Source organism: Novosphingobium sp. (assembly GCF_965228995.1).
In the GTDB taxonomy this organism is placed as follows: Bacteria; Pseudomonadota; Alphaproteobacteria; order Sphingomonadales; family Sphingomonadaceae; genus Novosphingobium.
This window is the reverse complement of record NZ_OZ245852.1, coordinates 4,075,857-4,094,617: the sequence shown is the minus strand read 5'-3', so window position 1 is coordinate 4,094,617 and position 18,761 is coordinate 4,075,857. Positions and strand designations below refer to the sequence as shown.

The window sequence follows — 18,761 nt, the reverse complement described above, 5'->3', positions numbered from 1 at the left end:
GGACAGGTCCATCACGCCAGCTCCCGCCGCATGCGGAACAAGAGCGCGAAGAAGAACGGCGCACCAAGGCTCGACATGGCGATGCCGAGCCGCAGTTCGGAGACGGAGGGCAGCAGGCGCACCAGGCTGTCGGCCAGCACCACCAGAATGGCCCCGGCGAGCGCGGAGGGGATAAGCAGCGCCGAGGGGCGATCGTCCACCAACGGACGGACCATATGCGGGACCATCAGGCCGACAAAGCCGATGATCCCGGCCAGCGCCACCGATGCGCCCACTGTCAGCCCCACGCCCAGCACAATGAGCCACTGCAGCCGCGCCATATCAACGCCCAGCGATTGCGCGGCCGGTTCGCCCAAGGTCAGCGCATCCAGCGCAGGCGCGGCGCGCAGCAATGTCGCCATGCCCAGAAGTGCTGGCAATACCGCAAGGCGCACGTCATCCCAGCTGCGATCGACCAGCGCGCCCATCAACCAGGTCACGATTTCGGACGAGGCAAACGGCGTCGGGGCGAGGCTGATCAGCAGGCTGGTGAACGATCCGGTGAGGCTGGCGAGGATCACGCCCGCCAGCGTAAACAGGATCAGGCTGCCCGAACGGCCCGCCAGCAGCGCCAGCGCGGCCATCCCCGCCGCTGCGCCTGCCAGCGCAAACAGGGGCAACAGCGAGGCCTGCACCGCATAGCCGAAGAACAGCGAAATCACCGCGCCCAGCGCGGCGCTGGAGGAAACGCCGAACAGCCCGGGATCGGCCAGCGGATTGCGCAAGTAGCCCTGCATCGCTGCCCCCGACATGCCAAGGCACAAACCCACCAGCGCACCCGCGCAAGCGCGTGGGCCGCGCAGTTCCATGACGATCAGCGATTGCAGATCGCCCGTGAACCAATGGTCGAACGCGATCCAGTGCCGCCCGGCCAAAAGCGAGAGCAGCAATGCCGTGCAAAGCGAGGTGAGCAGCGTGAGGTTGAGCTTCACAGTGCGTTGCCCAATTCGCGGCGCACTGCGGCCAGACGGGCGACCGACCGGATGATCACCGGGCCGCCGCAATGCAGCAGATCCGATGGATAATCCGCGATGCGGAAATGTCGTCCCGCCTTCTTGAGCGCCGGGTGCGCCAGCATACGGTTGGCATCGCCGTCTCCTGCGCCCATGTCGGCCCGGCCGGCCAGCAGCACACGCGGCGGGTTCAGGAACATCCCCTCCAGCGGCAGAACGTCCCATTTGCGCAGGCCCGCTTGCGGGCTGAGATTGCGAAAACCGGTGCGGGTCAGCAGTTCATCGGCCAGCGTGCCCTTGCCCGGAACCAGCCCGCTGCCCTGCCAGATCAGCGCGGATGCAGCGGGACCTGTCCAGCGGCCTTTCGTAAGCGCGGAATCGATGCGCTGGTTCAGCGCGAGCCCCGCTTCCGGCTGGCCGATCCGCGCGGCGATTGCCGTAATCTGCGCCTTGTTTTCGGCGACTGTTTCGGGAACCGTGGTCTGCAACAGGGGGATGCCCAGTCGCTTCAGCGCGGCGATCGTCTGCACGGCTACATGGGGCCCGGCGATCACCAGATCGGGCTGGGCCGCGATGACATCTTCGGCGCTACCGCCCACGGCGGGATAGCGCATCGCCCAGCTTAACGGCACCGACGTGGCACGCGGATCGTGCGAATAGGCGCTGATCGCTGCGATTTGCCCGGGCGCCGCCACGTCTTTGAGCACCGCGTCCACGCACGGGTTCATCGAGACGATGCGCCTTGGCGGGCCTTGCGTTGCAGGCGCAGTACGCCCACCCGCCGCACCGCACCCCGCCGGCAGAGCAACGAGCGCAAGAAGGGCGGCCAGCCGGATCAATATTCGACACCCTTTTGCGCCATGAACCCGGCCTTGAAGGGGTGCTTCACTTCTTCGAACTCGGTCACCAGATCGGCGATCTCGATCAGGTCCGGCTTTGCATTTCGCCCGGTGATGCAGATGTGCTTTTCCAGCGGACGAGCCTTCAGGAATTCGACAATCTCGGCGATAGGAAGGGTATCATCGCGCAGCACGATGTTGAGTTCGTCAAGAATGATGAAGTCGTAGGCAGGATCGAGGATCAACGCCTTCGAACGCTCCCACGCGGCCCGCGCCGCTGCAATGTCGCGCGCGCGGTCCTGCGTGTCCCAGGTGAAGCCGTTGCCCATCACTTCGAAGGTCAGAAGGTTCGGGTTGGCGGCGAAAAACGCCTTCTCGCCGGTGTCCCAGCTGCCCTTCACATATTGCAGGATGCCCACTTTCATGCCCCAGCCGAGACTGCGGATCGCCATGCCGAAAGCAGACGAGGACTTGCCTTTCCCGTTGCCGGTATGAACGATAAGCAGCCCGCGTTCGATGGTCTTGCGCGCCTGGATCTTGTCCTGCGCGACTTTCAGTTTTTTCATGCGCGCGTTGTGGCGGGCGTGCCCGTCGTCGTCCGCTATGCCGTGTTCGCTCATGCCGCTGTCCTCCATGTTTGCAGGGACTGGGCCAGTCGTGCCCAGTCCGCATCCGTGCCGGGAATGCCCAGCCGCAGCTGACCGGGTCGGTCGGCGAAGGGGCGCACCAATATGCCGTCGCGGCAGAAGTGGCTGAACAGGCCGGCAGCGTCCGCTTCATCGCACAACCTGAAATTGGCAGTGCCGCCCGCATCCTCGAGCCCATGTCTGGATAATAGCGCCGCCAGGCGCGCGCTGCCCTGTTGCAACCGCTGTCGCTGCAAATCCTGCCAGGCAAGGTCGCGGTAGGCCGCCGTCCCGATAGCTATCGCCGGCCCGGAAATCGGCCAATCCCCCAGCAAATGGCGAAGCCCTCGGATCACCGGCTCGTCGGCGATGACAAAGCCCAGTCGAACACCGGCGAGGCCAAAGAATTTGCCGAACGAACGCAGCACGATCGCACCGCCGCGATCGGGCAGGATGCTGACCTCAGGCATGGCATCGGCAAACGCCTCGTCGATTATCCGGATGCTGCGCAGTTCCCGCAGTCCTTGCGGCTCGATCACCGCGCCATCGGGATTGTTGGGATTGGCGCAGACCAGGAGATCCGAACCGCGCGCCTCTTCGAACGAAAGCACGCGTGCACCGGGCCAGGCTGCCCGATAGCCGGAGTAGCTCTGCCCGATGATCGCCTCCCCCTCGGCCGGCAGAAGTCGGGCCAGCAAGCGGATGGCAATATCGCTGCCCGGAACCGCAGCGATTTGCCGGGCATCGTCGACGCCGAACACGCGCGCCGCTGCAAACTCCAGCTGTTCCAGTGCACTCTGCAGAGGCAGTGATTGCCAGGTCTGTGGCTCGATGGCCGGCAGCGGCCAGGCCCACGGGCTGATACCCGTCGACAGGTCCAGCCAGGGGCGAGGTGCAGCCGGATAAAGCTCCGCCGCCGCCGTTGTCTGTCCGCCGTGCCACATCAGTGCGGTGTGTTGGTCCATGGCGCTTTTCCGGCTCAGAACGCCAGCCGGACGCCGGCGTAGGCGGCGCGCCGGGGCGTGCCATAGCGGAAGCTGGTTTCGTACTGCGCGTTGAACAGGTTCTCGATCCGGCCATAGACCTCGATGCCTTGCTTCACCGGCAAAGCGGCGCGCAGATCGACCAGTACATAGCCTGCGAGCTTGCGGGTGTTGGCGGCGTTGTCGAAACTCGCGCCCACGTGCGTGATCGTCGCACCGGTCTTCAATCCGAATGCCCAGTCATAATCGATCGAAGTGTTGACGCTGTGCCGGGGCCTCCGCACGAGATCGCGCCCGGTGGCAACATTGGTGGCTTCGACATAGCCATAATTGGCCTGCACCCGCAGCGCATCGACCGGCTTCAGCGCAAGCGCGAATTCAAGCCCTTGTGCCCGCGCCCTGGCCACGTTGTCATAGGTGCCATTTGGCCGATTGGCGCAAATGCCCGCCAGCACGGTGCAGCCGACGAAGTTGATCAGGTCCAGCGTATCGCGGTGAAACCAGGTCGCAGCCACCTCGATCTTTCCGCCGAGCAGCTGCTGGGTGACGCCCGCATCCCAGCTGCGCGAGGTTTCGGGCCGCAGGCCGGTGTTGCCGTATTCGCTGAACAGCTGGAATAGGGACGGTGTCTTGAAGCCTTCGCCATAGCTGGCGCGCAAGGTGGTTGCGCCGGCATTGGGCGTGAGCACTGCGTTTGCCGAGAACGTGGTCTTGCCGCCGAACGTATCGTGATGATCGTGGCGCAAGCCTGCGCTCAGGGTCAGGCCGGTTACCGGTTTGGCACTGAGCTGGCCGTAGACGCTGTTGATCCGAGCCTCGGCCCGCAAAAACGGGCTGCCATAGCTTGAGGAACGGAAGCTGGCCTTTTCCGTCTCCGCCCCGAAGATCGCGCTCACCGCCTCGATCAAGGCAAGATTGCCCTGATATTCGAACCGCTCGTTGCGGCCTTTGGCGTTGAAGGTTTCGAAGGGCGTGCCGCCCGTCAGGTCGGTATTCCGCCGGCGCGTGTCGGTCAGTGTATAGGCGAAGCGGTTGCGAAAGCGGCCGTCCAGCAGGGCTGCGTTCAGCCCGGCATAGCCGACCAGTTCCCTGGCCCGGGCAAATTCGGGAGTATCGCCAAAGCTGAAGCTGGGCGGCGGAAAGCCGTCGATGCCCGCCTTGCCATCGGAATACCAGCCGCGCAGATCGACCGAGATGGCATCCGACACGGCGATGTTGAACTTCGCATTCGCCCCGAAGTTGCGATAGCCGTCGCGCTCCTTGCCGCCGCGCGCTTCGTTGAACGCCGAAAAGCCATCGGTGCGCAGATAGCCTGCACCAAGACTGGCAGAAACGGGACCGAACTGGCCCGATACATTGCCGACAACGCGCGCCGTATTGCGCCAACCGTACTCTGCAGCGACATTGGCAGCGAGCTTCTCGGTCGGTGCGCGGGTCACGATGTTCACCACACCGCCAATGGCCTGGCTGCCCCACAACACCGACTGCGATCCGCGAACGACTTCGATCCGTTCGATATTGCCGGTCAGCAGGTTGCCGAAATTGAATCCGCCGCCAGGCGCCGAGGGATCATTGATCTTGACCCCGTCGATCAGCGCAACGGTCTGGTCGCTTTCCGCCCCGCGAATATTGACCGAAGTGGTGGTGCCAAGTCCGCCATTGCTGGTGACGGTAACGCCGGGCACCGAGCGGAGCAAATCGCTCACCGCAACCGATTGCCGCGTGGCGATATCATCGAGCGTCAGCACAGTCACCGACTGGGCGACTTCGGCAGTGGTCTGCGCGGAGCGGTTGGCAGACACGATGATGGTGTCGGCCTCTTCAGCGCGCACTATTGCAGGCACGGACGCCGCCGCGATGAGTAGAACGGATTTGATCAGACGCACGGGTTTCCCCCTTTTGAACAACTTCAAAAGAGCCGCACGGCAGCGATCACACGCAGGATACGAATCCCCACGCATGCGACTCTGGCTAAGTCGTCACGCGAGGAATTCCTCGATCATCGCCCGGCACACCCCGTCCGCGCGAAAGAACGACTGTTACGGGCAGGTCTCCTGGCTCTCGGGTCAATGCGGCCGCTTCACCTTCCCGGCCCGAACGGACCAGTGGCATAACGAAGCGGCTACTCGCCGATCACAGTTGCGGGGGCAGCTCCGGATCATGGCGCAGTGCCATTCCCGAATTCCCTATTCATCCCATCTCTGGGAACCTGTAACGGCGGCAAGTATGTCGAAGGCCGGCGCGTCTGGCAAGGGGAAGCAATGACGGGCAGAGTGGTTCTGGTTCTCGGCGGAGCACGATCAGGCAAGAGCAGCTTTGCAGAACAGCTTGGGGATGCCCTGGCGGGCCAGCACATCTATCTCGCCACCGCGCAAGCGCTCGACGATGAAATGACCAGCCGCATCGCGCGCCACCGCGCTGACCGCGCCAGTCACTGGCACACGGTCGAATGTCCGCTGGAACTGGAAGAATCCATACGGGAACATGACGGCAAGGACGCCGTGCTGCTGGTCGATTGCCTGACCATTTGGCTCAGCAATCTGATGCTGGGCGACCATGACGTGGCGGCCGCGCGGGACAGGCTTGCGAAGTTGGTTGCCGATATTCAGGGCGTGCTGCTGCTGGTTTCCAACGAAGTGGGCCAGGGTATCGTCCCGGACAACGCGCTTGCCCGGCAGTTTCGCGATGAGGCGGGCTGGCTCAATCAGGCAATGGCGCGCGCCGCCGACGAAGTCTGGTTTGTGACTGCGGGCCTTCCCCAACGGCTGAAATAGGAAGAGCGAGCCCCGTGTTCACTGGCCCGGGCTGATCCCGCGGAAATCGTTGGTCCGCCGCCGTTCACCTCAGCTTTTCATGGTTTTTCGTGAAGAGTGCCACCATCTCTTCCAAGTCTTTGAAAAGATGGTGGGCGCGGCAGGGATTGAACCTGCGACCCCACCCGTGTGAAGGGTGTGCTCTACCACTGAGCTACGCGCCCGTGCGGCGGGCCTATGCGCTAGGCATGGCGGCCGAACAGGCGGGCGCCTCTGCCATGGCGGCGCTTGATTGACAAGTGGGGCGATCAAGATATTTGCGGCGACCATGACCGAAGAAGCATCCCCTCTCGAATCAGGTGGGCCCGAATCCGCCGCTCCCGCACCCGCTGCCGGACCGGACGTGCCCCCCGATCACCTCGCGATCAATCCGCGCAGCCCGTTTTTCGATGCGGAGAAGCTGCGCCGTGGCATCGGCATCCGCTTCAAGGGCACGGTGCGCCGCAATGTCGAGGAATACTGCATTTCCGAAGGCTGGGTGCGCGTGCAGGCGGGCAAGACCATGGACCGCAAGGGCAATCCGCTGACGCTCAAGCTCTCCGGCGCGGTCGAGGCATGGTACGAAGATCTGGGCGAGGACGCGCCTGTCGCCAAGCTTTAGTTCGCCATTTGGGCGCCTCGATGGCGCGGTTTATGAGTTTACGGCCTAGTGGGGCAGCAGCCGCCCCCGTTCCTGCTCCACCAGGGCCGTCAGCCATGTCTTGAAGGCCTGCACTCTGGCCAGGCTGTGCGTATCCTTGTGCATCACCAGCCAGAACGATCTTGTGATGCGGCGGTCCGGCAGCACAGGCATGAGGCGTGGGTCGGCATCGCCGATGAAGCACGGGAGCACGCCGATGCCGGCGCTCGCCGCGATCAGGCGGTGCTGCGCGTTGATCGAGGAAGAGCGCACCGTTGCGGCGAGGCCCGGTTCGATTTCGGCGAGATAGCGCAGTTCGGGGGCATAGAGCAGATCGGGTACATAGCCGACGAGCGCGTGGCCCTTTGCCAGATCCCCGGGGCGGCGCAGCGGGGCGTGGCCTGAGAGATAGTCCGGCGAGGCATAGAGCCGCAGGTGATAGTCCGAGAGCTTGCCGGCAATGACCGGCCCGGCGCGCGGGCGCGAGAGCGTGACCGCTAGATCCGCCTCGCGCTTCGAGGGGCTGAGGAAGCCGGAGTTGGCGACGAGATCGATGACGAGTCGCGGGTGCGCGGCGGTGAAAGTGTTCAGCGCGGGGGCGACGATCCAGCTGGCAAAGCCTTCGGACAGGCTGACGCGCAAAAGGCCCGCCGGGCCGCCGCCGCCGTGTTCGGCAATGCGGCTGGCAGCGCGTTCCATCGCTTCGACTTCGACCAGCAGGGCCTCACCCGCCTCGGTGAGCACCTGGCCTTCACGCGTCTGTTCGAACAGGGTGGCGCCGATGCGCGTTTCGAGCCTGCGCAGGCGGCGGCCCATGGTGGTGGCATCGACGCTCATGGCCTGCGCCGCGCGGGCAAGCTGCCCGGCGCGGGCAATGGCGAGGAAGGTCTGGAAATCGCTCCAGTCGGGAGGCTGCATCATTGCAGGCCTCCCTCGCATTTTCTCACCTTGCTTGCAATTGATCCGGGGTGCAGTGAGCTTCACAAATTCGTCAGGAAAGGATTCCGTGCATGCGCCAGATCGATCATTTCATTGTCGGCGGTTCGGGCGGCGCCCCGGCGCGCAAGGGTCCGGTGTTCGATCCCAATACCGGCGCAGTGCAGGCCGAAGTCGCGCTGGGCGATGCCACCACGCTGGAGCGTGCGGTGCAGGCCGCGCTGGCGGCGCAGCCCGCCTGGGCCGCAGTCAACCCGCAGCGCCGCGCCCGCGTGATGTTCGAATTCAAGCGTCTGGTCGAAGCGAACATCGACGAACTGGCGCACCTGCTGTCCTCCGAGCATGGCAAGGTCATTGCCGATTCGAAGGGTGACATCCAGCGCGGGCTGGAAGTGATCGAGTTCTGCTGCGGCATTCCGCATGTGCTCAAGGGGGAATATACGCAGGGCGCCGGGCCAGGCATCGACATCTATTCGATGCGCCAGCCGATCGGCATCGGCGCAGGGATCACCCCGTTCAACTTCCCGGGCATGATCCCGCTGTGGATGGCAGGCGTGGCCATTGCTACCGGCAATGCGTTCATCATCAAGCCTTCCGAGCGCGATCCTTCGGTGCCGGTGCGCTTTGCTGAACTGTTCCTTGAAGCGGGGCTGCCCGAGGGTATCTGCCAGGTCGTCCACGGCGACAAGGAAATGGTTGACGCGATCCTCGATCACCCGGCCATCGGCGCGGTGAGCTTCGTCGGCTCGTCTGACATTGCGCACTATGTCTACAACCGCGGTGTCGCAGCCGGAAAGCGCGTGCAGGCCATGGGCGGCGCGAAGAACCACGGCATCGTGATGCCGGATGCCGATCTCGATCAGGTGGTCAACGATCTGGCGGGCGCTGCCTTCGGTTCGGCAGGCGAGCGCTGCATGGCGCTGCCGGTGGTCGTGCCGGTGGGCGATGAGACCGCCGAACGGCTCAAGGCCAAGCTGATCCCGGCGATCGAGAAGCTGCGTGTCGGCATCTCGACCGACAAGGACTGCCACTACGGCCCGGTGGTGACCGCCACGCACAAGGCGAACATCGAGCGCTGGATTGATCGCTGCGAGGCGGAAGGCGGCGAGATCATTATCGATGGGCGCGGCTTCACCTTGCAGGGCCACGAGAACGGCTTCTTCGTCGGCCCGACGCTGATCGATCACGTGACGGCAGACATGGAAAGCTACCAGAACGAGATCTTCGGCCCCGTGCTGCAAATCGTGCGCGCCAAGGATTTCGAGGAAGCGCTGGAGCTCCCCTCGAAGCACCAGTACGGCAACGGCGTCGCGCTGTTCACCCGCAGCGGCAATGCGGCGCGCGAATTCGCGGCGCGGGTCAATGTCGGCATGGTCGGTATCAATGTGCCGATCCCGGTGCCGGTTGCCTATCACACCTTCGGCGGCTGGAAGCGCTCTGCCTTTGGTGACACCAACCAGCACGGTGTCGAAGGCGTGAAGTTCTGGACCAAGGTCAAGACCGTGACGCAGCGCTGGCCCGATGGCCTGCCTGACAGCGGGAATGCGTTCGTCATCCCGACGATGGGGTGAGGCATGACGAAGGTGCGCGTCTCCAGCGGATCGCCGATGGAGCCAATTATCGGCTTCTCCCGGGCGATCCGCACGGGCAAGCAGATCATGGTGGCAGGCACGGCGCCAATCGAGCCGGATGGTTCGAGCACGCCGGGGGATGCGGCGGCGCAGATGGAGCGCTGCTGCGCCATCGTGGCAAAGGCGATCGCGGACCTTGGTGGCGATATCGCCGACACGGTGCGGACCTGCATCTACCTCACCGACCGGGCCGATTTCGATGCAGTGGCGCGGGTCCATGGCAAGTGGTTCGGCGTGGCACGGCCTGCAACGACAACGCTTGTTGTTTCGGGTTTCATCCGGCCGGAATGGAAGGTCGAGATCGAAGCCGAGGTGATGGAGGCATGATCGGCGGGCAAGGTCAGGAATGAGCCGCACCATGCACCGGCACTTCTTGCCCGGCGGCTTCGCGGCTGCGGCTCACCACCGCCTCGAAGCGTTCATGGTAGCGCGGATGTTCGGTGCCCAGCCAGCGATCCCACCAGGTGAAGTAGAGCCCGAAGTTGTAGCGCCCCTCGCTGTGGTGAAGATCGTGGTGCGTTGTGGTGGTCAGCCAGCCCGTCCACGGCGAACGGGTGAAGCCCGGCCAGGCAAGTTCGAAACCGGCGTGGCCGAAGGCGTTGCGCGCAATCTGGTGGCCAAGGAAAATGAACACGGCCCATGGCTCTGCGGGTGCGACAAGGGTGATCGCGGCGATCATCAGCGGGACTATCACTGCCTCGAACGCGGCCTCGCCGGTGGCGAAGCTGTAGGCGGCCCAGCTGGTCGGCGTGCGGCTGAGGTGGTGGACCGCGTGAAGCATGCGGAACATCGTCTTGTGATGCATCCAGCGGTGCATCCAGTAGAAGTAGGCATCGTGCATCAGGATCAGGGCGGCGGTCTGCCACAGGATCGTCGTGAGAACGGGCGCGCCATCGTTGAACGCGATGGCGCCCAGCGCGATCAGTACCACCGTGATCAGATCGACGACGGCGAACACCGCCATCGACCACATCGACTGACGCATTTCGCGCAGGCGGTCGGCATGGGTGGCGCGGCGCGCCTGGATGCGGCGATCGGCGATGCGGCTGGCCAGCAACCAGCACAGCAGCGCGACACCGGCGGCGCCGATGAAGTATCGCAGGCTTTCGATCCAGATGCTGTCGAGCATGCGGTGAACGAGGAACAGAAGCGTGATCGGCATGGGGCTCTCCGGGAAGGGGATGCCCGTGGTGTGTCAGAGCCGCGTCATGCTGGCTCCGCGCGGCCCGAAAATGCTGATGCTTTCCGGAATCGATCAGGGTTTTTCAGGATCGGCAAACGCGGCGCGGCGGTACTCGGTGGGGGTCTGCCCCACGCTCTCGCGAAAGGCGCGGTTGAACGTGGCGAGCGAGCCGTAGCCGAGGTCCATCGCGATAGTGAGGACGGGCAGATCGACGCGCGCCGGATCCGCCAGCACAGCTCTCGCCTCGGCGATGCGGTGCGCGTTGAGGAAAGCCGAGAAGTTGCGGTGGCCGAGGCGGCGGTTGATCAGGGCTCGCAGGCGGTGCTCGGGCACATCGAGCTTGGCGGCGAGCGTACCGATGGTAAGGCCAGGCTCGAGCCAGACACGGCCCGCCATAACGGCATCGAGCTTGCCCTTCAGGACGCGTTCGGCCGGGCTCCAGTCATCGCCCGCAAGCGGTGCGCCCACTCCGCGCGGCGGTGCGAGCAGCGCGGGGTCGGCTTCCAGCATGGCGGTGCCGATTCCGAGTATCGCCAGCGCGATCACCACCGACTGGCTGACCAGCATCCACGCCGGTTCGTGGCCGAAACCAAACCACGCCTCGCTTGCGAGCACGCCGATCGAAAGTACCGCGACGACCAGCACGAAGCCCACGCGGAACCGGCGGCGCTGCTCGACGAGATCGTCGTCGCGTTCACGGACCGCGATGATGATGGCGTGGATCACCAGCGCTGCGGCGGTGAGGTGGCCCACGGCATCGGCCAGCGGGATCAGTGGTGCCGTCCAACGGCGCAGCACGAAGACCATCACACTGGCGACGATCAGGCCAAACCCGGCAAGGCCGATGCGCCTATCGACCGGGCGGTCGAACACGACATGCGCGAAAAGCCACAGGAACAGTGGCGCGAGATTGCTGGCAAGCACGACAGCAAGGCGCAGGGGCATCGCGAGCGCCATGAACTGCGGGCCGGAATTGATCAGATAGCCAATCACGCCGATCAGCAGCGCCACTGTCACGCGGCGCACCGCTGCCCAGGCAGCGCTGCGCCAGACAACAAGCGCCACGAGTACGAGCTGGCCGATGCCGATCAGGCGCAGGGCAATGTCGAGGCTGGCGGTATCGAGGCTTTCCATGCGCGGCCGGTTATGGCCCGCGCTCGCCCCAAGGTCCATGGCCTGCGCCAAACCTTGCCTGCCCCCGCGCATCGGCTAGGACCCGTAGTGGCCCCGTGGCGCCTCTCGTTTTCACCCTCCCTGCAATGCAAGGCCAGAGCATGACCGACCAGTTCGCCCTTACCGACGACCAGCTTGCCATCCAGGAAATGGCGCGGCGGTTTACCGCCGATGCGATCACCCCGTTTGCAGCGCAGTGGGACGAGGAGCACAGCTTTCCGCTGGACACGATCAAGGCAGCTGCGGAACTCGGCTTCGCCTCGATCTACGTGAGCGAGGAAAGCGGCGGAATCGGGCTCGGGCGGCTGGACGCTGCGCTGATCATGGAAGCCATGGCCTATGGCTGCCCGACGACCAGCGCCTTCATCTCGATCCACAACATGGCTTCGTGGATGATCGACCGCTTCGGCGGGGACGAGATCAAGGGCCGCTATCTCCCCGAACTCGTCACCATGGACAAGATCGCCAGCTACTGCCTGACCGAGCCGGGTTCCGGATCGGACGCGGCAGCACTGCGCACCACGGCGCGGCTTGAAGGCGACCATTATGTGGTCAATGGCACCAAGCAGTTCATCTCGGGCGGCGGGGTGAGCGATATCTACGTGACGATGGTGCGCACCGGCGATGCCAGCCCCAAGGGCATTTCGTGTCTGGTGATCGACAAGGGGACGCCGGGTCTCAGTTTCGGCGCGCCGGAGCGCAAGCTGGGCTGGAATGCCTCGCCCACCGCGCAGGTGATCTTCGAGAATGTCAAAGTGCCGGTAGCGAACCGCGTGGGCGCGGAAGGCGATGGGTTCCGCTTTGCCATGGCCGGGCTCGATGGCGGACGGCTCAATATCGGGGCCTGTTCGCTCGGCGGTGCCCAGCGCTGCCTCGATGAAGCGATCAAGTATGCCAAGGACCGCAGCCAGTTCGGCCAGCCGATCGCCGATTTCCAGAACACCCAGTTCCAGCTTGCCGACATGGCGACCGAGCTCGAAGCGGCGCGCGCGCTGCTTTATCTGGCGGCGGCCAAGGTGACGAGCAACGCGCCCGACAAGACGCGGTTCTCGGCGATGGCCAAGCGCTTTGCCACCGATACCGGCTCTTCCGTGGTCGACCGCGCGCTGCAGGTGTTTGGCGGCTACGGCTATCTCAAGGACTATCCGATCGAGCGCTTCTGGCGCGACCTGCGCGTCCACCGCATCCTTGAAGGCACCAACGAGGTGATGAAGCTGATCATTGGCAGGGATCTGCTGCGGCAATGATTGCACGCAGCCTCGCCATGGTGACGATTGTCGTGCCCGACTATGACGCGGGGCTGGCGTTCTTTGTCGGGACGCTGGGCTTCGATCTGATCGAGGACACCGATCTCGGCGCGGGCAAGCGCTGGGTCGTCGTCTCCTGCGGCGAGGGCGCGAAGCTGTTGCTGGCGCGCGCGGCGGATGATGCGCAGGCCGCCGCGATCGGCAGGCAGGCCGGCGGGCGGGTCGGGTTCTTCCTCCACACCGACGATATTGCCGCGAGCGAAGCGTTGCTGCGCGAGCGAGGCGTGATGATTGAGGCGGCACTGCGCCGCGAGAGCTATGGCGCGGTGCTGGTGTTTCGCGATCCCTTCGGCAACCGCTGGGATCTGATCGAACCTCTGGCTCCGCAGGAGATGGGAAAGGCCGCATGACAGACGATATTCTTGTCCGCACCGAAGGGGGGATGGGCGTGCTTTCGCTCAACCGGCCCAAGGCGATCCACGCGCTCAACCGGGCCATGGTCGATGGCATGACGGCCGCGCTGCTGGCGTGGCGTGATGACCCCGCAATCGGCGCGGTGATCATCGACCATTCCGAAGGACGCGGCTTCTGCGCGGGCGGCGATATCGCTTTCCTGCGCAATTCCGCGCTGACCGACGAAGGCGCTTCGGGCCGCAAGTTCTTCTTCGACGAATACCGCCTCAACCACCTGATCATGACGTATGAAAAGCCCATCGTGGCGTTCATGGACGGGATCACAATGGGCGGCGGCGTCGGCATCGCCGATCCGGCACGCTACCGCGTCGCGACCGAGAACACCCGGCTCGCCATGCCCGAGACCGGTATCGGCCTGTTCCCCGACGTGGGCGGCGGCTGGTTCCTTTCGCGCATGAAGGGGCGGCTGGGCCAGTACCTTGCGCTCACCGGGGCGCGGATGGACGGCGCGGAATGCCTCTGGGCGGGCTCTGCGACGCATTACCTGCCGGCCGCCGCGCTCGCGGAAGCCAAGGCGAAGATTGCGGCGAATCCGGGCGATATTCCGGCGATCCTGCACGGCCTTGCCGCCGTGCCGCCTGAGCCCCGGATTGCGGCTCAGGCGGACGATATCGCCCGGCTGTTCGCCTCGGACCGCTACGAGGACATCCTCGCCGCGCTCGCCGCCGATGGCAGCGAATTTGCCGCCGCCACGCTGGCAACGCTCCACACCAAGAGCCCGCAGACCTGCAAGGTTGCGCTGCGCCAACTGGCGACCAGCCTCACGCTGCCCGATTTCGCCGCGAACATGGTGATGGAATACCGCATCTGCAGCCGCGTGCTGGTGCGCCCCGACTTTGCGGAAGGGGTGCGCGCGGTGATCGTGGACAAGGACAATGCCCCCAAGTGGAACCCGGCGACGCCCGAAGGCGTGACCGACGAAATGCTGGACGCGATCTTCGCGCCCCTCACTGATAGCGCAGAATGGAGCCCCCTATGACGTACGAGACGATCCTTGTCGAACAGCGCGGCGCGGTCACGCTGATCACGCTCAACCGCCCCAAGTCGCTCAACGCCTTGAATTCGCAGGTGCTTGAGGAACTGATCGTGGCGTTCGGCGCCTATGAAGCAGACCCCGGCCAGCGCTGCGCCATCCTGACCGGTTCGGGCGAAAAGGCCTTTGCCGCAGGCGCAGACATCAAGGAAATGGCCGACAAGGCCACGACCGATTTCTACACCGGCGACTTCTTCTCGCGCTGGACCAGCCATATCGTGAAGGCCACGCGCAAGCCGTGGATCGCGGCGGTGAACGGCTTTGCGCTAGGCGGCGGGTGCGAGCTTGCCATGATGGCCGATTTCATCATCGCCTCGGAAAACGCCAGGTTCGGCCAGCCCGAAATCAAGCTCGGCGTTGCGCCCGGCATGGGCGGCTCGCAGCGTCTGACCCGCGCGGTCGGCAAAGCCAAGGCGATGGACATGTGCCTCACCAGCCGGATGATGGACGCGGTGGAAGCCGAGCGTTCGGGCCTCGTCAGCCGCGTCGTGCCGCTCGCTTCGCTGATCGATGAGGCGGTTGCTGCAGCTGAAGCCATCGCGGCGATGCCGCCGGTGGCCGTGATCGCCAACAAGGAAATGGTCAACGCCGCGTTCGAGATGACGCTCGACCAAGGCGTGTTGTTCGAGCGCCGCGTGTTCCAGGTGCTGACCGCGACCGATGACAAGGCCGAAGGCATGGCTGCCTTCATCGAGAAGCGCCCCGGCGTGTGGAAGGGGCGGTAATTTTGTAGCCCTCTCCCCTTCAGGGGAGAGGGTTGGGAGAGGGGGCGAACGTCGCAAACCCCTCTTCAACTTCGGCTAGGCGTCCTTCGACAAGCTCAGGACTGCCAAGCCTTCGTATCCTCTCCCCTCAAGGGGAGAGGGCAAGGAGAGTGGGTATGAAAATCGCATTTATTGGCCTCGGCAACATGGGCGGCGGCATGGCCGCAAATCTCGTCAAGGCGGGGCATGACGTCCACGCGTTCGATCTTGCCGAAGCGGCGCTGGCGCGCGCGCAGGAGAACGGCTGCACGACCTATACCTCGGTGAAGGAAGCCGTGCAGGGCGCGGATGCCGTGGTTTCGATGCTGCCAAACGGCGCAATCGTGAAGGCGGTCTACACCGCCGACGTGATCGGCCAGGCGCCCGCATCCGCACTGCTGCTCGATTGCTCGACGATCGACGTCGCCACCGCGCGCGAAGTGGCCACGCTGGCGGCGGATGCCGGCTATGCCATGGTCGATGCGCCGGTTTCGGGCGGGATCGCGGCGGCCAACGGCGGCACGCTGACGTTCATGGTCGGTGGCAGCACCGATGCCTTTGCGCGCGGTGAGCCGATCCTTGCCGCCATGGGCAAGGCGGTGATCCATGCCGGTGATAGCGGGGCAGGGCAGGCGGCAAAGATCTGCAACAACATGCTGCTCGGCGCCTCGATGATCGCGACCTGCGAGACCTTCGCCATGGCGGAGAAGCTGGGGCTCGATCTTCAGACCTTCTTCGACATCTCGTCCAAGGCTTCGGGCCAGTGCTGGTCGATGACGAGCTATTGCCCGGTGCCGGGTGTCGGCCCGACAACCCCGGCGGACAACGGCTATCAGGGCGGCTTTGCCACCGCGCTGATGCTGAAGGACCTCAAGCTCGCGATGGAAGCGGCCAAGGGTGCCGGGGCCGAAGTACCGATGGGTGCGCGCGCGGCGGAGCTTTATGCGGCCTTCGCCGATGCGGGCAACGGTGGCCTAGACTTTTCGGCGATCATCAAGACGCTTTGAGGTCTAGGCCTCCAAAATGCGCCCAACCCCGCTCACCCTGAACCTGTCGAAGGGTGCTGACGCGACCGTCGTGCTGTGATGCTTCGACAAGCTCAGCATGAGCGGGGCTGGTATCAGGGCGTAAGTGTCGGAACCGTAGCTCAGCGCACGCGGCTGGCGATGATGCGGCCGATCGGGTCGCGGGCAAGGCTGGGGGAGACCGCGAGGGTGCGGTCTTCCCGCTCCTCTATGCGTGGCTTTCCATTGTCACGCGCGGCCAGCGGGCGGCGCGTCGGCGTGCGGGTCGTCTCGGGGACGATTCCCTTGAGGAAATCGGGGCCGATGCGCGAGGTGTAGGCCGCCTTCGGTGCCTCTGCCGAAGCAAGCACGGTCAGGCGTTCATTGGGAAGCGGCTTGCGGTTATAGATGAAGCCCTCGACCGGCCAGTGCGTCGTGCCGAGGCCGCCGAGCGGGGCATACCACACGCGAACTTCGCTCCAGTCGTTCGCCGGGGAAACGTCGACCGCGCGGACGTTGTCCTCAGGCTGGCCGCGCCGCCCATCGATGGGCGACCAGTTGGCATGGCGCAGCAGCACCGTGCGCGAATCGATCACCCGGCTGACGGCGGCAACATGGCCGAGCTGCATGGCGCCATAGGGGCGGAAGGCCATGACCGCGCCGGCTTTGGGGCGCGTGCCGCGGGCATAGCGACCGGCCGCCTGATCCCACCAGGTATGCGCATCGCCGTAGAGCTGGATGCCGGAAACCTGCCTCGCATACGGCACGCACTGGATGTAGGGGAGCGCAAAATCGCGCCCGACATTTCCGGCACCGTCATCCGCGCTATCATAGCTTGAACCGGCCAGATCTGGCGCGATCGGACGCGCCTGGGCCACGGGGGGCACTGCGGCGAGCAGAAAGAGGAGTGCGATTCGCAGAGGTGCCGTGCTCATGCAGCCACCATTGCCGCCGTGTGGTTAAAGCGGCTCAAGCGAAGCTGGTTAATGCCCCTTAAGCTTAACCCTTAGCCGGAAGGCCAAGCCACGCTGCGCTTGCGTTCCGGGCGCGTTGGGGCCACGGGAGGGCCATGCTGCCCCAGGTTATCATCATTGGCCGGCCCAACGTCGGCAAATCGACGCTGTTCAATCGGCTGGTCGGCAAGAAGCTCGCGCTCGTCGACGACCAGCCCGGCGTGACGCGCGACCGCCGCTTTGGCGATGCGGATCTGCTCGGCCTGAAGTTTACCATAGTCGATACGGCAGGCTGGGAAGACCTCGATCCCGAGACGCTGCCCGGCCGCATGCGCCAGCAGACCGAAGCCTCGCTGGTGGGCGCGGACGTGGCCCTTTTCGTGATCGACGCGCGCGCAGGCGTGACCCCGCTTGACGAGGAAATCGCGCGATATTTGCGCTCCAGCCGCATTCCGATCGTGCTCATGGCCAACAAGGCCGAAGGGCGCGCGGGCGATCCGGGTCTCTATGACGCCTTCGCGCTGGGCTTTGGCGAGCCGGTGGCGTTTTCCGCCGAGCACGGACAGGGCCTCGCCGATCTGTTCGAGGCGCTGCGCCCGCATATCGAAGGCACGGACGACGAGGACGACATGCTCCCGCCAGAGGGCGAGGAAGACGAAGAGGAGTTCGATCCCGAATCGGTCCTCAAGCTCGCCATCGTCGGGCGGCCCAATGCGGGCAAGTCCACGCTGATCAACAAGATGCTCGGCGAAAACCGCCTGCTGACGGGGCCCGAGGCGGGGATCACGCGCGATTCTATCGCGATCGACTGGCAGTGGTTCGATCCCGCCAGCGACGCCTACCGCCCGGTGCGGCTGATCGACACCGCGGGCATGCGCAAGAAGGCGCAGGTCGTCGAAAAGCTGGAGAAGATGTCCGTCGCCGATGCGCGCCGCGCGATCGACTTTGCCGAAGTCGTCGTGCTGCTGCTCGATGCGACGCGCGGGCTGGAACATCAGGACCTCAAGATCGCCTCGATGGTGCTCGAGGAAGGGCGTGCGCTGATGATCGCGATCAACAAGTGGGACGTGGCGGAGGATCCCTCCGGCCTGTTCAACGGCGTGCGTGCCGCGCTCGAAGAAGGCCTTGCACAAGTGCGCGGAGTACCGCTGCTCGCGGTTTCGGCGCGGACGGGCAAGGGGCTCGATCAGATGCTCAGCGCGGCGTTCGATATCCGCGCGGCTTGGTCCAAGCGCGTGCCGACCTCGGCGCTCAACCGCTGGTTCGACGATGCGCTCGCCGCCAATCCGCCGCCGGCACCGGGCGGCCGCCGCATCAAGCTGCGTTACATCACGCAGGCCCGCATCCGCCCGCCGAGCTTCGTGATGTTCGGCACGCGGCTCGATCAGCTTCCCGAAAGCTATCGGCGCTATCTGGTGAACGGCATCCGCCGCGAACTGGGTTTCGATGCGGTGCCGATCCGGCTGACCTTGCGCAGCCCGACCAACCCGTTCGCGAAGAAGTAGTCCGCGC

General features: G+C 65.1%; 19 protein-coding genes, 1 tRNA gene and 1 riboswitch. Of the genes, 10 read left to right on the top strand and 10 right to left on the bottom strand.

Going from position 1 to position 18,761, the window contains the following annotated elements:
* Positions 1-11: 11 nt before the first annotated feature.
* From ACO056_RS18730 to ACO056_RS18710, 5 genes are read right to left on the bottom strand one after another with little or no spacing between them, the layout of a single operon-like run.
* Positions 12-971, bottom strand: a complete 960-nt coding sequence (locus ACO056_RS18730; RefSeq protein ID WP_421849898.1) for a FecCD family ABC transporter permease — start codon at positions 969-971, stop codon at positions 12-14.
* The gene (locus tag ACO056_RS18725) at positions 968-1,831 is read right to left on the bottom strand and encodes an ABC transporter substrate-binding protein (RefSeq protein WP_421849895.1); all 864 of its coding nucleotides are present in this window, start codon (positions 1,829-1,831) and stop codon (positions 968-970) included. Before ACO056_RS18725 ends, ACO056_RS18730 begins: the two co-directional genes overlap by 4 nt.
* The gene (cobO, locus tag ACO056_RS18720; protein ID WP_421849892.1) at positions 1,828-2,451 is read right to left on the bottom strand and encodes a cob(I)yrinic acid a,c-diamide adenosyltransferase; all 624 of its coding nucleotides are present in this window, start codon (positions 2,449-2,451) and stop codon (positions 1,828-1,830) included. Before cobO ends, ACO056_RS18725 begins: the two co-directional genes overlap by 4 nt.
* Complete coding sequence (locus ACO056_RS18715) at positions 2,448-3,422, bottom strand: aminotransferase class I/II-fold pyridoxal phosphate-dependent enzyme (protein ID WP_421849889.1); 975 nt, start codon at positions 3,420-3,422, stop codon at positions 2,448-2,450. The genes cobO and ACO056_RS18715 overlap by 4 nt, the downstream gene beginning before the upstream one ends.
* A 14-nt stretch (positions 3,423-3,436) precedes the next feature.
* Complete coding sequence (locus tag ACO056_RS18710; RefSeq protein WP_421849885.1) at positions 3,437-5,326, bottom strand: TonB-dependent receptor plug domain-containing protein; 1,890 nt, start codon at positions 5,324-5,326, stop codon at positions 3,437-3,439.
* A 141-nt stretch (positions 5,327-5,467) separates the two neighbouring features.
* Positions 5,468-5,668: riboswitch (cobalamin riboswitch) on the bottom strand.
* Positions 5,669-5,701: 33 nt separating this feature from the next.
* Between ACO056_RS18710 and cobU the strand changes: the two genes are divergently transcribed.
* Positions 5,702-6,214, top strand: coding sequence for a bifunctional adenosylcobinamide kinase/adenosylcobinamide-phosphate guanylyltransferase (gene cobU, locus ACO056_RS18705; RefSeq protein WP_421849882.1), 513 nt, complete (start codon positions 5,702-5,704; stop codon positions 6,212-6,214).
* Positions 6,215-6,342: 128 nt separating this feature from the next.
* Here cobU and ACO056_RS18700 read toward each other — a convergent pair.
* Positions 6,343-6,417, bottom strand: a tRNA-Val gene (locus ACO056_RS18700).
* Positions 6,418-6,521: 104 nt separating this feature from the next.
* Between ACO056_RS18700 and ACO056_RS18695 the strand changes: the two genes are divergently transcribed.
* Positions 6,522-6,854, top strand: coding sequence for a DUF3297 family protein (locus ACO056_RS18695; protein WP_421849879.1), 333 nt, complete (start codon positions 6,522-6,524; stop codon positions 6,852-6,854).
* A 45-nt stretch (positions 6,855-6,899) separates the two neighbouring features.
* Here the strand turns inward: ACO056_RS18695 and ACO056_RS18690 are convergent, their stop codons facing one another.
* Positions 6,900-7,790, bottom strand: a complete 891-nt coding sequence (locus ACO056_RS18690; RefSeq protein WP_421855590.1) for a LysR family transcriptional regulator — start codon at positions 7,788-7,790, stop codon at positions 6,900-6,902.
* A gap of 92 nt (positions 7,791-7,882) precedes the next feature.
* On the opposite strand from ACO056_RS18690, the gene ACO056_RS18685 reads away from it, so the two are divergent.
* Both ACO056_RS18685 and ACO056_RS18680 read left to right on the top strand, forming a co-directional pair.
* A complete protein-coding gene (locus ACO056_RS18685; RefSeq protein ID WP_421849876.1) occupies positions 7,883-9,379 on the top strand; it encodes a CoA-acylating methylmalonate-semialdehyde dehydrogenase in 1,497 nt (498 codons plus the stop codon).
* A gap of 3 nt (positions 9,380-9,382) precedes the next feature.
* On the top strand, positions 9,383-9,766 hold the full coding sequence (locus ACO056_RS18680; RefSeq protein WP_421849873.1) for a RidA family protein: 384 nt from the start codon (positions 9,383-9,385) through the stop codon (positions 9,764-9,766).
* Between the two features lie 13 nt (positions 9,767-9,779).
* Here ACO056_RS18680 and ACO056_RS18675 read toward each other — a convergent pair whose 3' ends face one another.
* Both ACO056_RS18675 and ACO056_RS18670 read right to left on the bottom strand, forming a co-directional pair.
* A complete protein-coding gene (locus ACO056_RS18675) occupies positions 9,780-10,601 on the bottom strand; it encodes a sterol desaturase family protein (RefSeq protein ID WP_421849871.1) in 822 nt (273 codons plus the stop codon).
* 93 nt (positions 10,602-10,694) lie between these two features.
* Entirely contained in the window at positions 10,695-11,795 is a 1,101-nt protein-coding gene (locus ACO056_RS18670) for a helix-turn-helix domain-containing protein (protein ID WP_421849868.1), read from the bottom strand.
* A gap of 101 nt (positions 11,796-11,896) precedes the next feature.
* On the opposite strand from ACO056_RS18670, the gene ACO056_RS18665 reads away from it, so the two are divergent.
* The 5 genes from ACO056_RS18665 (at position 11,897) to mmsB (ending at position 16,299) form a co-directional block, all read left to right on the top strand.
* Positions 11,897-13,042: an acyl-CoA dehydrogenase family protein gene (locus ACO056_RS18665; protein WP_421849865.1), complete on the top strand. Its 1,146-nt coding sequence runs from the start codon at positions 11,897-11,899 to the stop codon at positions 13,040-13,042.
* Positions 13,039-13,452 carry a VOC family protein gene (locus ACO056_RS18660; protein ID WP_421849862.1) on the top strand — a complete coding sequence of 138 codons (414 nt, stop codon included), beginning with the start codon at positions 13,039-13,041 and terminating at the stop codon, positions 13,450-13,452. Before ACO056_RS18665 ends, ACO056_RS18660 begins: the two co-directional genes overlap by 4 nt.
* Positions 13,449-14,495, top strand: coding sequence for an enoyl-CoA hydratase/isomerase family protein (locus ACO056_RS18655; protein ID WP_421849860.1), 1,047 nt, complete (start codon positions 13,449-13,451; stop codon positions 14,493-14,495). The genes ACO056_RS18660 and ACO056_RS18655 overlap by 4 nt, the downstream gene beginning before the upstream one ends.
* On the top strand, positions 14,492-15,274 hold the full coding sequence (locus ACO056_RS18650; RefSeq protein ID WP_421849857.1) for an enoyl-CoA hydratase-related protein: 783 nt from the start codon (positions 14,492-14,494) through the stop codon (positions 15,272-15,274). Before ACO056_RS18655 ends, ACO056_RS18650 begins: the two co-directional genes overlap by 4 nt.
* A 155-nt stretch (positions 15,275-15,429) precedes the next feature.
* Complete coding sequence (mmsB, locus tag ACO056_RS18645) at positions 15,430-16,299, top strand: 3-hydroxyisobutyrate dehydrogenase (protein WP_421849854.1); 870 nt, start codon at positions 15,430-15,432, stop codon at positions 16,297-16,299.
* 140 nt (positions 16,300-16,439) lie between these two features.
* Here the strand turns inward: mmsB and ACO056_RS18640 are convergent, their stop codons facing one another.
* Positions 16,440-17,231 (bottom strand): CHAP domain-containing protein, encoded by a 792-nt coding sequence (locus ACO056_RS18640; protein WP_421849851.1) that lies wholly within the window; start codon positions 17,229-17,231, stop codon positions 16,440-16,442.
* A gap of 134 nt (positions 17,232-17,365) precedes the next feature.
* Here ACO056_RS18640 and der point away from each other — a divergent pair, with 134 nt between their 5' ends.
* Entirely contained in the window at positions 17,366-18,754 is a 1,389-nt protein-coding gene (gene der / locus ACO056_RS18635; protein ID WP_421849847.1) for a ribosome biogenesis GTPase Der, read from the top strand.
* Positions 18,755-18,761 lie beyond the last annotated feature (7 nt).